The sequence below is a fragment of the Selenomonas sp. GACV-9 genome (assembly GCA_900116485.1).
GTDB classification, from domain to species: Bacteria; Bacillota; Negativicutes; order Selenomonadales; family Selenomonadaceae; genus Selenomonas_A; species Selenomonas_A ruminantium_G.
The window spans coordinates 451,868-464,415 of sequence record FPAX01000001.1; the positions used below are offsets into that span (position 1 = coordinate 451,868).

General features: G+C 49.5%; 17 protein-coding genes. 3 read left to right on the top strand and 14 right to left on the bottom strand.

Annotated features, from left to right (window positions below):
• Nucleotides 1-94 precede the first annotated feature (94 nt).
• Nucleotides 95-976: a LysR family transcriptional regulator gene (locus BM322_RS02105; RefSeq protein WP_075428234.1), complete on the top strand. Its 882-nt coding sequence runs from the start codon at nucleotides 95-97 to the stop codon at nucleotides 974-976.
• Nucleotides 977-1,006: 30 nt separating this feature from the next.
• Here BM322_RS02105 and BM322_RS02110 read toward each other — a convergent pair whose 3' ends face one another.
• The 6 genes from BM322_RS02110 to BM322_RS02135 all read right to left on the bottom strand — a co-directional run bounded on the left by BM322_RS02110 (nucleotide 1,007) and on the right by BM322_RS02135 (nucleotide 6,264).
• Nucleotides 1,007-1,483 carry a pyridoxamine 5'-phosphate oxidase family protein gene (locus BM322_RS02110; RefSeq protein ID WP_075428235.1) on the bottom strand — a complete coding sequence of 159 codons (477 nt, stop codon included), beginning with the start codon at nucleotides 1,481-1,483 and terminating at the stop codon, nucleotides 1,007-1,009.
• A gap of 160 nt (nucleotides 1,484-1,643) precedes the next feature.
• On the bottom strand, nucleotides 1,644-2,495 hold the full coding sequence (locus BM322_RS02115; protein ID WP_075428236.1) for a DUF3737 family protein: 852 nt from the start codon (nucleotides 2,493-2,495) through the stop codon (nucleotides 1,644-1,646).
• 35 nt (nucleotides 2,496-2,530) lie between these two features.
• A complete protein-coding gene (locus BM322_RS02120) occupies nucleotides 2,531-3,028 on the bottom strand; it encodes a cyclophilin-like fold protein (protein ID WP_082334301.1) in 498 nt (165 codons plus the stop codon).
• A gap of 50 nt (nucleotides 3,029-3,078) precedes the next feature.
• Nucleotides 3,079-3,618 (bottom strand): flavodoxin family protein, encoded by a 540-nt coding sequence (locus tag BM322_RS02125; protein ID WP_075428237.1) that lies wholly within the window; start codon nucleotides 3,616-3,618, stop codon nucleotides 3,079-3,081.
• Nucleotides 3,619-3,745: 127 nt separating this feature from the next.
• Entirely contained in the window at nucleotides 3,746-4,912 is a 1,167-nt protein-coding gene (locus BM322_RS02130) for an alpha/beta hydrolase (RefSeq protein WP_177220799.1), read from the bottom strand.
• A 134-nt stretch (nucleotides 4,913-5,046) separates the two neighbouring features.
• Complete coding sequence (locus BM322_RS02135) at nucleotides 5,047-6,264, bottom strand: MFS transporter (RefSeq protein ID WP_082334303.1); 1,218 nt, start codon at nucleotides 6,262-6,264, stop codon at nucleotides 5,047-5,049.
• Between the two features lie 116 nt (nucleotides 6,265-6,380).
• Between BM322_RS02135 and BM322_RS02140 the strand changes: the two genes are divergently transcribed.
• The gene (locus tag BM322_RS02140; protein WP_075428238.1) at nucleotides 6,381-7,268 is read left to right on the top strand and encodes a LysR family transcriptional regulator; all 888 of its coding nucleotides are present in this window, start codon (nucleotides 6,381-6,383) and stop codon (nucleotides 7,266-7,268) included.
• 62 nt (nucleotides 7,269-7,330) lie between these two features.
• On the opposite strand, the gene BM322_RS13755 is transcribed toward BM322_RS02140, so the two are convergent.
• The 4 genes from BM322_RS13755 to BM322_RS02160 form a co-directional block, all read right to left on the bottom strand.
• Entirely contained in the window at nucleotides 7,331-7,696 is a 366-nt protein-coding gene (locus tag BM322_RS13755) for an alpha/beta hydrolase (protein WP_318254493.1), read from the bottom strand.
• A gap of 81 nt (nucleotides 7,697-7,777) precedes the next feature.
• Nucleotides 7,778-8,002 carry a hypothetical protein gene (locus tag BM322_RS02150; protein WP_075428239.1) on the bottom strand — a complete coding sequence of 75 codons (225 nt, stop codon included), beginning with the start codon at nucleotides 8,000-8,002 and terminating at the stop codon, nucleotides 7,778-7,780.
• A gap of 37 nt (nucleotides 8,003-8,039) precedes the next feature.
• Complete coding sequence (locus BM322_RS02155; protein ID WP_075428240.1) at nucleotides 8,040-8,915, bottom strand: DUF5131 family protein; 876 nt, start codon at nucleotides 8,913-8,915, stop codon at nucleotides 8,040-8,042.
• Nucleotides 8,916-8,921: 6 nt separating this feature from the next.
• Complete coding sequence (locus BM322_RS02160; protein ID WP_075428241.1) at nucleotides 8,922-9,353, bottom strand: Rrf2 family transcriptional regulator; 432 nt, start codon at nucleotides 9,351-9,353, stop codon at nucleotides 8,922-8,924.
• 206 nt (nucleotides 9,354-9,559) lie between these two features.
• Between BM322_RS02160 and BM322_RS02165 the strand changes: the two genes are divergently transcribed.
• Nucleotides 9,560-9,916 (top strand): cupin domain-containing protein, encoded by a 357-nt coding sequence (locus tag BM322_RS02165; protein ID WP_073092882.1) that lies wholly within the window; start codon nucleotides 9,560-9,562, stop codon nucleotides 9,914-9,916.
• Between the two features lie 143 nt (nucleotides 9,917-10,059).
• Here the strand turns inward: BM322_RS02165 and BM322_RS02170 are convergent, their stop codons facing one another.
• The 4 genes from BM322_RS02170 to BM322_RS02185 all read right to left on the bottom strand — a co-directional run bounded on the left by BM322_RS02170 (nucleotide 10,060) and on the right by BM322_RS02185 (nucleotide 12,525).
• The gene (locus tag BM322_RS02170) at nucleotides 10,060-10,557 is read right to left on the bottom strand and encodes an SH3 domain-containing protein (RefSeq protein ID WP_075428242.1); all 498 of its coding nucleotides are present in this window, start codon (nucleotides 10,555-10,557) and stop codon (nucleotides 10,060-10,062) included.
• Nucleotides 10,558-10,568: 11 nt separating this feature from the next.
• Complete coding sequence (locus BM322_RS02175; RefSeq protein ID WP_318254494.1) at nucleotides 10,569-11,294, bottom strand: C39 family peptidase; 726 nt, start codon at nucleotides 11,292-11,294, stop codon at nucleotides 10,569-10,571.
• An 82-nt stretch (nucleotides 11,295-11,376) separates the two neighbouring features.
• Entirely contained in the window at nucleotides 11,377-11,853 is a 477-nt protein-coding gene (locus tag BM322_RS02180; RefSeq protein ID WP_033169338.1) for a flavodoxin, read from the bottom strand.
• Between the two features lie 24 nt (nucleotides 11,854-11,877).
• Nucleotides 11,878-12,525, bottom strand: coding sequence for a hypothetical protein (locus tag BM322_RS02185; RefSeq protein WP_318254495.1), 648 nt, complete (start codon nucleotides 12,523-12,525; stop codon nucleotides 11,878-11,880).
• Between the last annotated feature and the right edge of the window lie 23 nt (nucleotides 12,526-12,548).

Consider the following 12,548-nt stretch of genomic DNA (forward strand, 5'->3'; position numbering starts at 1 on the left):
TTCCGCCCAACATAAAAAACACTTATAATCGATTTATCTATTGAAAAAACCGATTGATTCCGTTATGATGAAGCTAGTCAAAGGAGGTACTGCCATGAATATCCAGCAATTGCAATACTTCGCCGAGGTTTGCCGTCAAGAAAATGTTACCAAAGCGGCCGCCTATCTGCATATGTCCCAATCCACGCTGAGCCAGTCCATGAAGAACCTCGAAGCGGAAACCGGCCTGAACCTGTTCCGCCATGTAGGGCGCAATATCCAGCTCACCGCTGACGGGCAGGCTTTGTTTCATGAAGTAGAAAAGATGCTGAAGCAGTTCAAACGCTTTGAAGCCAGTGTCAAAGAGATTGCCAAACGCCATAACCGCCTGCAGCTGGCCGTGCCTTCGCAGATTGCCACCATTATCCTGCCGCTGCTTTTGGGCGAATTTTTCCAGCAGCACCCGGAAATTCAGCTGGAAATCACAGAGCCAGCCGGTGGCGCCGCGCTGGATATGGTAGAGCGGGAAGAAGTCGACCTGGCCTTTGTCCACGATGCCGAAGGACGGCCCAATCTCACCCTGCGCAAATTATCGTCCTGGCCCATCTGCCTCTGTGTCCCCAATAGCCACCCGCTGGCAGATAAGCCCAGCGTCACCTTGGCCGAAGCAGCAGCATATCCATTGGTGCTGCTCAGTCGTAAATTTATCCTGACAAAACGTGTACTGGCTGAATTTGACCGGCAAAAGCTCCAGCCACAGATTCTCCATTATTCCCCCAACCTTTCGAGCGTCTGGAATATCGTCCAGCAAGGCATCGCCCTGTCGATTCTGACCGGCAATGGCATTTTGCCGGATAGCGATCTGATTGCCATTCCCATTGAAGGACTTGCCCAAAAAGGTTTTATCGTCACCAAAAAAGGCCGGCAAATCTACGCGGACGAACGCTGTCTTATCGACTTCGTCCGGCGTAAATTTGCCGACGCTCTTAAAAAATGATACTAAAAACTTAATACGGGAAACTAAAAGTCATGATTCATTGACCAGTTTTCCGGTCATATGCTCCGGAATCAGCGCCAGACATTGCACGCGGGGCATGGCGTGTTTCAATTCCTGTTCCAAGTACGCTTCATCAGCGGTAAATTTTCGCACCAGCGAGCTGCAGATTTGGCGAATTTTTTTCTCATCCGTCACCAGCTGCATACGTCCAAAGACGACCACACTCCGGATATTGAGCGCCCATTCACCGTTTTTTTGCCAGCCTTCATCATGCGCGCAATAGCTTACCTTGTCATAGGCCCGGATAGCGTCCATCCGGTGTCCTTCCTTGGCACTATGGAAATAAAGGATACCGTCCTCCTCTGAGTACCAATGATTCATGGGAATACCATAGGGATAACCGTCGTCACCCAGCATGGACAGCACGCCCCGTTTCGTATTTTTTAACACTTCCCTGCATTCTGCCTCCGGCAGTTGCTGCTTAAATCTTCGCATCTTCCGAAACATAATTTCCCTCCTACAAAAACAGCGCCATCTTCTTATCTGCCAAGACCTAACGATAAGAAAATGACGCTTTTCCCATTACCCGGCGGCAACAGGTGTCAACCTATATTCTGTTTAATAGCATAGAACAAAAAACAACCTTGTCAATCTTCGTCATCAATTATCAAGCACAGTTACTTTCTTCGACCACAATAATGCGCCCCTGGGCAGATGAATCATCCATAATGATTTCCTTAACGCCTGCCACCTTGATTGTGCCGGATTTCGGATTTTTAATGCTGTCCACTACGGTCGTAACCTCTGCTTCAACCTCCGATTTTTCAAAGGCCAAATCCGTATCCACCATACGGCAATTGATGAGTTTCAGCCCCTTGCAATAACAGAAGGGCTGTGTGCCAATGATGGTACAGTTCTCCAACGTCAGATTTTCCGAATACCAGGCCAGATACTCGCCGCGAATCACGCTGTTGCGGACCGTCACATTTTTGGCATGCCAAAAAGCGTCTTTGGTGTTCAGCTCACAGTTGGTAAATTCTGCGTCCTCAATATACTGAAACGAATATTTCCCCTGCAACGTGACATGGTCAAAATGCAGCTGTTCACTGCGCAGCATAAAGTATTCGCTTTGCACGCTGGTATTTTTCATGCGGATATTTTTGACCGACCAGCCAAATTCCGGCGAAATCACATCACAGTTTTCTATGGTCACATCGGCGCATTCCCGCAGGGCCTTGATGCCATGCAGTTTCGTATCGGCAATGTGAATATCCGTTGAATACCACAAGGCCGCACGGCAAAGTTCCGTAAGCTCAGAATCTTTTATCTGCACAGACTCATCATGCCAAAAGGGATAGCGCAGATTGAAAAAGCAATCCTGCACCTCAATATCGCGGCTTTCCTTGAGCGCACTTTCCCCGTCTGCAGGGCCGTCAAAACGGCAATCAATGAGCTTCACCCCGGTCTTGCCATACAGTGCCCGTTCTTCATCATATGTTCGTTCTCTATATTCCTCCATTTTCCTTACCTTCCTGTTAAAAATCCTATCCTTTTTCACTGGGCCGCGAGCTGCACCGTTACGCCATCGCGGTTTAATAAAGCAGTCAATTCCTGTTTTGGCATGTCAATATGTCCCAGCCGCGTATAAGCCCACGAATTGGAACCATAGAAAATAACCAGCTTATTCCCCGCATAGAGGACAATATCACCGTATTGGGTCGTCAGCTGCTTATCTGCGCTGGTAATACTTTGACCGATAGCGCCCACCTGCTCAAAGCCGCCATAAGGTGACATTTTGATGGTCAACGGCAAAAGTTTCTGCAACGCCGCCGTGGAAGCATTCTGTTCCCAGGTAACGGGAACAACTTTATCTTCAATGATGAGTTTCATCGCCTGCTCCTTCTTTGGTTCTGCCAAAGATTTATTTTCCCGTTGGACAGCCTCCTGCACCTTACTGCCAGTATCCGCAGCAGTCTTCTGCGCACCTGTACAGCCGGATAGCAGCAGCAGCACCGACAGCATGGCCACACTTATGATTTTCCGGTTTGGCATTGCCATCCCTCCTTATGCCCATACAGCTGCAAGGCATTATTTTACAAACTTCAAATATTCTTGCCAGCCTGTCGGGCTTTTTCCAGTGCGGCATTGCCGGCAATATCGCCTGCGTCCGTCACACCGCCACAGAAAAGCGTCTCTTTTAGTTCTGCCTTGTCAAAGCAGTCCACCCAGCCCTGCACGCCGATGCGGGTTCCGGCCACCGTGTCTTCATCATCTTCTGCCGCCGTGGCCAGCAGGTAAACTTCGCGGAAGCGATAATCCGCTGGGAACAAGGGATTTGCCCGGTCCAAGAGCGTCTTTAACTGGCCACACATGCCATAGTAATAGACCGGCGTCGCCAAGGCCACCACATCTGCCTGACCGATTTGGGCCGTGATTTCATTGGCATCGTCCTTGATCACGCACTGCATGGTCTTCTGGCAGGCAAGGCATCCTTTGCAGAAGTTTATGGTCTTATCCCGCAGGGAAATCTGCTCCACCTCGTGTCCTGCCTCCCTGGCACCTTCAGCAAAAGCCTTGGCCAATGCCTCAGAATTGCTGTTCTTTCTCAGGCTCGTGGAAATGATCACTACTTTCTTGCTCATATTCTCTCCTCCATACACATTATCCTCTTTTACTCTATCACTTGGAGTATACTCAAAGGCAAGCCATATAATACAAATGCCGCCCAGCAAATTCTTGCACGATTTTCCGGGCGGCATTTCTTGCTTTTTACTTCAGATTCTTATCAAAGAAGGCAAACAGCTTGTCAAACGGAATCTTGTCCATCTGGTCATAAAGGTCTACATGGGTAGCACCAGGAACGACGATTTCTTCCTTCTCCCCTTTGATGGCGGCATAAACATTGTCGGAGAAATACTTGGAATGCGCCTTATCCCCGGTAATCAGCAGGACCGGCGTCTTGCCCAACTCATCAATATTGCTCATAAGCTTGAAGTCAAAGAAGCCATACGGGGTTACCGAATCCCAGGCCAGCTTATTGGAGTTGATGGCGCGCGGATGGAAGGCGCGGCCTACATAGTAGCCGAAGAAATCCTTGATGACAGGACTGGCATCCGCAGGCAGTTTATCCGGGAACATAGTATCGAAGGTCTCCACATTACCACTGGCATCCACCCCCAGCTCATGGGCTCCGCGGATGGCTTTGCCGGTCTTAGCTTCTTCATCACGCATCTTGGCCAGATGCTGTTTCACGAGTTCCCGCTGCTCCGGCGTGTAGTAAGCACCATTATAATGGTCGCTGATGCTTTCACTCATATCATACATAGCTGAGGTTGCCACGGCCTTGATACGGCTGTCACTGCCGGCAGCCGTGATGGCCATACCGGACAGACCGCAGATGCCCATGGCACCGACCTGATCCGGGTTCACGAATTTCAAGTTGGAAACGAAATCCACAGCGGCATGATAGTCTTCCGTAAAGATTTCCGGCGAACCCATATTGCGACGGCTGCCACTGCTCTCTCCTGTCGTGGAGGAATCAAAGGCTACGGCCACATAACCATGCTTGGCAAATTCCTGTGCATACAGACCGGAGGACTGCTCCTTCACGGCACCAAAAGGCCCGGTAATCACTACGGCCTTGTACTGCTTGCTGGCATCAAAGTCTTTCGGCAGATACAGATGACCAGCCACTTCAAAACCAAAGCGGTTTTCAAACTTCACATTCTTGGCTTCGATTGACTTGTCAATCTTGAATACGCGGGTGTCATTGTTCAGTTCGCTGATAGATGAACGCTGCATCTGCGAAGCCGCTGCCAATGCTTTAGCCGGAGTTGCGGCCATTGTCACATCACTCCCCATAAGACCAAAAGACATCACACCTGCCACCAGGGCTGCCAAAACCATCTTTTTGTTTTTGCCAATTTTCTTCATCATTTCGCATCTCTCCTTTACATCACTTGCATCTTTTACTCTTTAACTTGAGTTCATTATAGCGACTATGTTTTTAAATTACCAATACTTATAAAAAATACAGCATTATGCTTATCAAGCATACAAAACCTCATCCGTCAATGCTCAGTCTGAGCCAACAGCTGCGGATTGCTGCGCTGACGATAACACTGCACCCAAACCGTCAAGCCCGCCAGCAGGCAGAACAGCAGCCCACCCAGCACCACATATTGCGTCCCCAAAGCATCAATGAACTGACCGCTGACCGTTGTCCCCAGCACGCAGCCCATATTGGCCGCCGTCAAAAAGAGGCCATTGGCAAAGTCCGGGGCTTCCGGGGCGGCACTGGCAATCCAATACTGATTGATATTGGCATTGATGCCCCCAAGTAATCCCCAGAGTACCACGATAAGTCCCATTACCGGCCAAATGCTGCCACCGCCCAGCAGGGCAATATAGATTACCGCAACTGCCAGCGGAAAGATTTTGACCACCATCAACGGCCGCATAGTCAGCAGATTTCCCGCCAGCATACTGCCGCCAACATTGCAGAGACCATAGACTAACAGCAATATACTGATTAAGGAAGGTGCAATACCGGAAACCACGCCCAGATACTCCGCCAGATAATTGAATACACCGAAAATCGAACCGTTAAGGAAAATCACCGCTGCAATCGATGCCCAGACCATGGGCTTTTTCAGCACGGCAAGCTGCTCTCCATAGCCCAGCATTTCCTTGACCGGCATCGAAGGCATAAAATATAACGTGGCCAACATGACCAGCCAGGTGGCCAGCGCAAAAAACGCCATCGAGAATGCCAGACTGAACTGCTCCGCCAAAAAGTTGCTGATGGGCACACCGGCCACCATACCAGCCGCTACACCCATATTGATTTTTGCGATCATCTTTGGCTCTTCACCGGTCTTTGCCAGCCCTGCCGCCACCGTAAAGGCCATAGCGCAGTAGACCGGATGGAAGAAAGCCGGCAGCACCCGTACGGCCAAAAGCACATAGAAATTTTCAGCAAAGACAGCAATCGTACTGCAAACGGTAAACAGTCCCAAAATAAAGACCATAACCCACTTGCGATTAAAGCGGGACATAAGTAGCGGCATCGTTGGCCCCGCCACGGCCACGCCCAGCGCAAAGAGACTGATGAGCCAGCCAGCCTGCACCACCGTCACCTGATAGTTTTCGGCAATATAAGGTAGAATGCCGATAAAGCCCATTTCCGTATTCAGGATACTAAAAACACCAGTGGCCATGATAAGCAGAAGCAGCTGTTTGTTTATCCCTTTTTCCTTCTCCATAAGTTCACGTCCTTTCATTCCCATTATAAATTCTCCACATATGCAATACCAATACTTATACATAATCATTACCTATGCTTTACAGTAATAGATTTTTTATAGTATTATAGAGTCAAATTCAGACCAAGGAGTTGAATATCATGGAATTGCGGGTTCTCAAATACTTTCTTACCGTGGCGCAGGAAGAAAGCTTTTCCCGGGCAGCGGAAAAGCTGCATCTGTCCCAGCCTACGTTATCCCGTCAGCTAAAAGATTTGGAAGACGAGTTTGGCAAGCAGCTGCTGATCCGTGAGCCACGGCGCATCCTGCTTACGGAAGACGGGCAGCTGCTGCGCCGCCGGGCAGAGGAAATCCTGTCGCTGGTAGACAAGACCACCGGAGAACTATTGCGCAATGAAGAAATCAGCGGCGATATCCGCATCGGGGCCGGGGAGTCCATCCACTTCGGCCTGCTGATGAACGTTGCGCAAAAACTGCGCCAGAAATATCCGGGCTTGCGCTTTCATATTGTCAGCGGCGACGGCAGCACCACCATGACACGCCTAGACCGCGGCCTGATTGACTTTGCCTTTGTCTACGGCAAACTGGACCCGGCTAAATATCAGGAACTGCCCCTGCCTGTCCGCGACCGCTGGGTACTGCTCTTACGCGCAGATGATGAACTGGCGCAACAAGATACCATCCGTTCAGAGGATTTATGGCACCGCCCTTTGCTTTTCTCCCGGCAGACTCTTTCGGCCAGCACCCATGGCGATGAACTGCTGGATTGGCTGCAAAAGCCTCTTTCCGAGCTAAACATCGCCGGTTCCTACACCCTGCTTTACAATGCCACCCTGATGGTCAAAGAGGGCATGGGCTGCGCCATCTCCTTTGATGAACTCATCAACACCACGGGCACCAATCTCTGCACACGCCCTCTGGAGCCTGCCATTTTTGCCGAGCCCTCAATCGCCTGGAAGAAAAACCAGATTTTTTCCAAAGCATCCCAAGCTTTCCTTTCTGCCCTGCAGGAAAAATTTAACAACTGATGCCAAAATACGCCCCCTGCCAGTCCGAAAACCTTGCAGGGGGCGTATTGGGAAATTGGGGATTATTTTAAGTTAGCTTGAAAGAAAGCTGCTAACTTGTCAAAGGGGATTTTGGCTTTATTATCGTAAAGGTCGATATGGGACGCGCCGGGAACGATTACCAACTCCTTGTTGTCCCCTTGCAGCTTTTTGAAGGCATCTTCGCCAAAGTAACGGGAATGGGCCTTTTCGCCATGCAGCACCCTTACGGCACTCTTGATTTCATCCGCATAGGAAAGAATCGGCATATTCATGAACGAAAGTGCTGTAGTCTGGTTCCAGCCGCCATTGGAGTTCAGGGAACGGGGATGGTAGCCGCGCTCCGTCTTGTAATAGGTGTAGTAATCCTTCACAAACCAGGGAGCATCATCGGGCAAAACATCCGGCACGCCGCCAGCGTAATGCCATAACGGTTCACAAAGGTCACCTTGCGATGGTCAACTTTGTCGCTCTTGGGGTTTCGCAGCGCATCAGCAGGAACTGCTTCCCAAAACCGGATGCTTTACCTGCCGCAGGGCCCGCACCCGGATGAGCCGCAGGGCTTCCGACAGCTCTACATCAGACCGCTGTCCGTTGTTTTCGTAAACACATAGGGGTTCTTCCACGCCGATTTCGCTGGCGGGCATATAGACATATTCGCAGGTGTTATTGTCACCAAAGATAACGCCTGTCTTTAATTCCGATATGGTAATCATTTATTTTGCTCCTATTCTGCTTCTTCTACTTGTACAGTTAATTCCCGCACTTGCCGCAATAGCTGCATCCATTGCATATCAACCTGCTGCCGCAGGCATGGCAATGCGGGCCATCATAAGCTGCGCTATAGCAATCCTCTGACGATACCGGAATGCCAATAGCATACCGCAGGTCAATATGCATGGGCTTGCCCTTGAAATTCAAACCTGCCTTAAATGCCTGCTCCGCCTGTTTCTGCTTGCTTTGCAAACGATAATGCTTGCCGTCTTTAATGAAATCTGAGCCGATTTCAATGAAGGAAAAGGATACACTGGCTTCCTGGCACTCCTTATGCAAAGCCAGTACCCAATCATAATTGCAGGGCCGTGCCCCTTCATAATTCTCGCCGCCGCAGATAACCTGCTCGATGAAACCATCATCCAGATAGGGCTTCAGGCTTACGGAACCAATCAAGGGCGCACACATCACACCTTTGTGCATGAAGGGCAAATCCTTAAGCAGCGGCAGTCTGATGTCAGCCATTTTTTGATTCTCGCAGGTGACATTGAACCAGATATTCTCCCAGCCGCTGCCAAAGTCTTGAGGCAGACAGTCCGCCACCCGCTCCGGCCGTTTGGTCAGCAGATAGAAAATGACATCCGGCCGCTGCCGCATGATTTCCCATGCCTCGTCCCGCCATTTGTCCGCCTCTTCCAGAAAAAAATCCGAAGTCATGCAAACCCGGATAAGCTCGCCGCTCTTTACCTTATAGCTGCCATAGCGGTCTTTCTGCAAAGGGTAGGCAAAATTGTCCGTGCGATAAATGACGGAACCGTCCTTCCCTCTTTGCTTATCCAGCGTATACATATAGCAATTGGCACAGCCAGGACTGATTTTCCTGCAGCCATGCCATGGATTCCAGATGTCATGCATAATTTCTCACTCTGCCGCTTCTTTCGCCTCGATAGACGCCAATAAATCGGCAATGGTAACTTTCTTGAAATCAGCCTGCATATGCTGCCTGACCTCTTCGAGCCTGTCCCCTAGCACCCCATGGATATTCCTGCCCACCGGGCACTTCGGATTGGGGTTCTCCTGAAAATGAAATAGATCCTCGTCCTCTTCCACAGCCTGGAAGACATCCCACAACGTGATGTCTTGCGGGCTTTTTGTGAGTTTGGCCCCACCGACACCTGCTGCCACATCCACCAGGCCGGCGGCTTTGAGCTGCCCCAATGTTTTCCGAATAATGACCGGGTTCACATTGACACTGCTGGCCAAAAAGGTGGAAGTGATCTTGTACTCATCCTTGAACCGCTCGATACAAAGCAATATATGTGTCGCTACCGGCAGACGAAACGAAAACTGCATGCAAAAACCTCCGTTATGTAGTCGTTGTACCATACAATATTACATCACCTATAAAATGTCAACCCAAATCCCCCAGCAATCTATGACAATGATGAAATCGTGCGCCGCAGATTTTTTATTGTAACCATTGACATTACATCGAGGCGGTGTTATTATTTTATTGTAATCGATATCATTACAACAAAAACTCATTGGAGGAAAATCAAATGGCAAATTTTAACAAAATCACTGTGGCAAGCGATGCAAGAACTGAACTGCATGACAAATTGAACCTGACGGGGGCAGAGATCAGCGTCAACAACCTGCCCGCCGGAGCCGGTGTTCCCTTTGTACACTACCACAAGAAAAACGAGGAGATTTACTTCGTCACGGCCGGTAAGGGCACAGCTGTGATTGACGGGCAGACCGTAGAACTCGCAGCTGGCGATTGGCTGCGCATTGCCCCAGCTGCGCGGCGTCAATTCTCGGCAGCTGCCAATGAAGGCATCAGCTTCATCTGCATCCAGGTGCGGGAAAACTCCCTGGAGGAATATACCGCAGACGATGCTGAAGTAGAACAGTAAGATCAACCGTTATCAGATAGCAAAAGCCATCAATAAGCACAGATTGAGATATCTGCCTTATTGATGGCTTTATTTTTGCTATTAGTATTTCACTACGCCTCTAGCTGTATATTGCACGCTAAGGAAACCACCAGTTTCACAACTTATGAAAGATACTCAGCCAGTGCATAACCCAGATTTCCTTTGTAGTAAACATAGTAGTACCCGTTGCTGCCTGCTTTGACAAAGCGAACGTATTCCCCTAGCGGAATACGGGTAATCACCGCTGCATCCGCGGACGGTGCTGAACGCAGGCTTATCCACTCGTTACAGTTGTCCACACGGTATAACGTGCAATGAGGAGTCAAATAGCTGTATAATGCATAACCCGTATTCCCATGATAGCGGACATGGGCAAATATCATCTTTTGATAGCAGGGATCATTGTCATCAATAATATTCACCATATCTCCAAGTGGTATCTTCGCGATGACGGGAGCATCTGTAGATGCATATGCCCGAAGGCTTATCCAGCTTTCACAGTTGACAACATACATACCACCATCCGTATTCGTTGTCCCCGTAGATGCGACAGTATAATTGGACACAATCAACAGGCAAACCAGGAATACATAGAACCATATTCTTTTCATCTTATTCATAATCAATCCCCCTATTTTCCTACAGTATCAGCGTCCTTCGGATAAGCTATAATCCAAGGTTGATAGCGCTCCTTCTTGGGCAGCATGGAATGATCAAACCACATGGAGTAGAATTTTGTAGCATTACCAGCTGTATATCCATCCTGTTTATGGTCACAAGTATCGTAAGGATCTGCAAAAATAAGCATATCATCCAGCATTGACTTCGTTCCCATGTTGTCATAGCCAATAATAGCCCGCCAATGACCGCCCCACTCTATATTTTCCACCAGTACCGGTTTCCCATGAGCCAGCGATTCCAAGATAAAGGTACGGAAATCCTCATAGCGGCTAAGTTTATCGCTGTTCAGGCTGCTGCGCACTTCCCAGCCGATTCCTTTAAAGAATCCAACCATATTTCTAAGCCCGGTACCGATTGGATACCCCTGGGTTTTCATGGCCTTTGTCAAGCTCATTTCATCATAATCCCTGTTCCCATACCAATAAAGCACGGTCAGGGCAGCTGCTGGGCCACAGGTATACTCTCTTGCCTGTTGATAGGTCTTATAGTGGGAAAGTACAATACGGCGTCCCGGGATACTTTCCATGTTGTAGAAATCCATTTTTGTAAAATACGGTGAATCCTTATGATTTATTTCGGCTGGGGCAGATGAAGCACCTTCTGTAACCGTATCAAGCCCAGCCGGATAGGGAATCACCTTCTCTTTTGAACTCCATCTTCCGATTGTATAATTCAATTTTCACCGTCCAATTACCTGCCTCCTCAACGACAAAAGGCAATGCACATATTTCATGCACATTGCCTGATGCTTGTCACGCTTATAAGCTCTCCACCCAGTTTTTAAGGTCAGCAACCGAAGGATTCCCATTCAACAGCTTGCCTTCCCGGATAGCGGTACTGTCTGCCACGCTTCCTTTCAGTCCTTCCACGGCCTTGCCAAAGCCGCTGCCGCCGGAGGTGGCGAAGAGAATAATGGTCTTGCCGGCAAAATCATAGCTTTCCAGGAATGTGTTGATGATGGTGGGCGCCACATACCACCAGATGGGAAAGCCCACAAATATCACATCATAGTCCGCAATCCTGGCGTCACCTGCCGCAATCTGCGGACGAGATTTACTATCCCGCATCTCCACGGAGCTGCGGGAATTTTTATCATGCCAATCCAAATCAGCCTGGGTATAGGGCACTTCCGGCTTGATTTCAAATAAATCTGCCCCAGCCGCCTCGGCAAGGTTCTTGGCAGCCTTTGCCGTTACACCGCTAGCGGAAAAATAGGCAACTAATTTCTTACTCATGTGATTACCTCCCATATCAAATGTTCATGCTTTTAGATAGCGCTGCAATGCGGCTCCCAGCAAAACATAGAGTCCGATGGTTCCACAGAGCAGCAGTACATAGATGACCGCCGGTTCGTTGGTGGCTGCCGTGGCAAAGATATGTTTCATCAGCAGGCGGTCGCCGATGCGGTTCAGGAAGGACGCATAAATCCCTGCACTGAGCGCCGCCAGACTCAAAGCTGCCACAACTGCCCGTTTAGCCACAGCAGACAGTTTCCAGTCAAAGACCTTTTGCCACTGCCCCAGCCAGCCTTTGAAATGCAGCCCCCAATGGAGGCCGCATAAAATCAGCAGGGCATAGGGCAGGGACACATGATACTGATGAATGACAATGCTGCGCTGGATTTCCAGCGGCATGATATCTTTCAGCAGGAAGTTGGATATGCCAAGACCGGCAAACACAGTCACCAGCACCACGGCAATCAGCAATATATCAATGACCGTGCCCAAAGCCCGCCGAAAATTCCATTTGCCCTGCCGCAAGCTTTTCAGCCAGTGACGATTCTGATAGAGATGAACGCCTGCCAGCAGGAACCAGGCTGCGCCTATGATTTCATGCAGCAGCTTGGGGATATAGTGAAAACTCATGGCCAGCACAAACAGCAACGGCAAAAGCGCCGTTACGGCCATGCGCCGATTTATGCTCCGGTAAT

What these genes read in the sequence shown, in the direction of transcription:
- BM322_RS02120 (WP_082334301.1), bottom strand. Translation starts at nt 3,028, where the DNA reads ATGCCAAACCGGAAAATCATAAGTGTGGCCATGCTGTCGGTGCTGCTG.
- BM322_RS02130 (WP_177220799.1), bottom strand. Translation starts at nt 4,912, where the DNA reads ATGATGAAGAAAATTGGCAAAAACAAAAAGATGGTTTTGGCAGCCCTG.
- BM322_RS02160 (WP_075428241.1), bottom strand. Translation starts at nt 9,353, where the DNA reads ATGCAGTTTTCGTTTCGTCTGCCGGTAGCGACACATATATTGCTTTGT.
- BM322_RS02155 (WP_075428240.1), bottom strand. Translation starts at nt 8,915, where the DNA reads ATGCATGACATCTGGAATCCATGGCATGGCTGCAGGAAAATCAGTCCT.
- BM322_RS02170 (WP_075428242.1), bottom strand. Translation starts at nt 10,557, where the DNA reads ATGAATAAGATGAAAAGAATATGGTTCTATGTATTCCTGGTTTGCCTG.
- BM322_RS02165 (WP_073092882.1), top strand. Translation starts at nt 9,560, where the DNA reads ATGGCAAATTTTAACAAAATCACTGTGGCAAGCGATGCAAGAACTGAA.
- BM322_RS02185 (WP_318254495.1), bottom strand. Translation starts at nt 12,525, where the DNA reads ATGGCCGTAACGGCGCTTTTGCCGTTGCTGTTTGTGCTGGCCATGAGT.
- BM322_RS02140 (WP_075428238.1), top strand. Translation starts at nt 6,381, where the DNA reads ATGGAATTGCGGGTTCTCAAATACTTTCTTACCGTGGCGCAGGAAGAA.
- BM322_RS02180 (WP_033169338.1), bottom strand. Translation starts at nt 11,853, where the DNA reads ATGAGTAAGAAATTAGTTGCCTATTTTTCCGCTAGCGGTGTAACGGCA.
- BM322_RS02105 (WP_075428234.1), top strand. Translation starts at nt 95, where the DNA reads ATGAATATCCAGCAATTGCAATACTTCGCCGAGGTTTGCCGTCAAGAA.
- BM322_RS02115 (WP_075428236.1), bottom strand. Translation starts at nt 2,495, where the DNA reads ATGGAGGAATATAGAGAACGAACATATGATGAAGAACGGGCACTGTAT.
- BM322_RS02135 (WP_082334303.1), bottom strand. Translation starts at nt 6,264, where the DNA reads ATGGGAATGAAAGGACGTGAACTTATGGAGAAGGAAAAAGGGATAAAC.
- BM322_RS02125 (WP_075428237.1), bottom strand. Translation starts at nt 3,618, where the DNA reads ATGAGCAAGAAAGTAGTGATCATTTCCACGAGCCTGAGAAAGAACAGC.
- BM322_RS02150 (WP_075428239.1), bottom strand. Translation starts at nt 8,002, where the DNA reads ATGATTACCATATCGGAATTAAAGACAGGCGTTATCTTTGGTGACAAT.
- BM322_RS02110 (WP_075428235.1), bottom strand. Translation starts at nt 1,483, where the DNA reads ATGTTTCGGAAGATGCGAAGATTTAAGCAGCAACTGCCGGAGGCAGAA.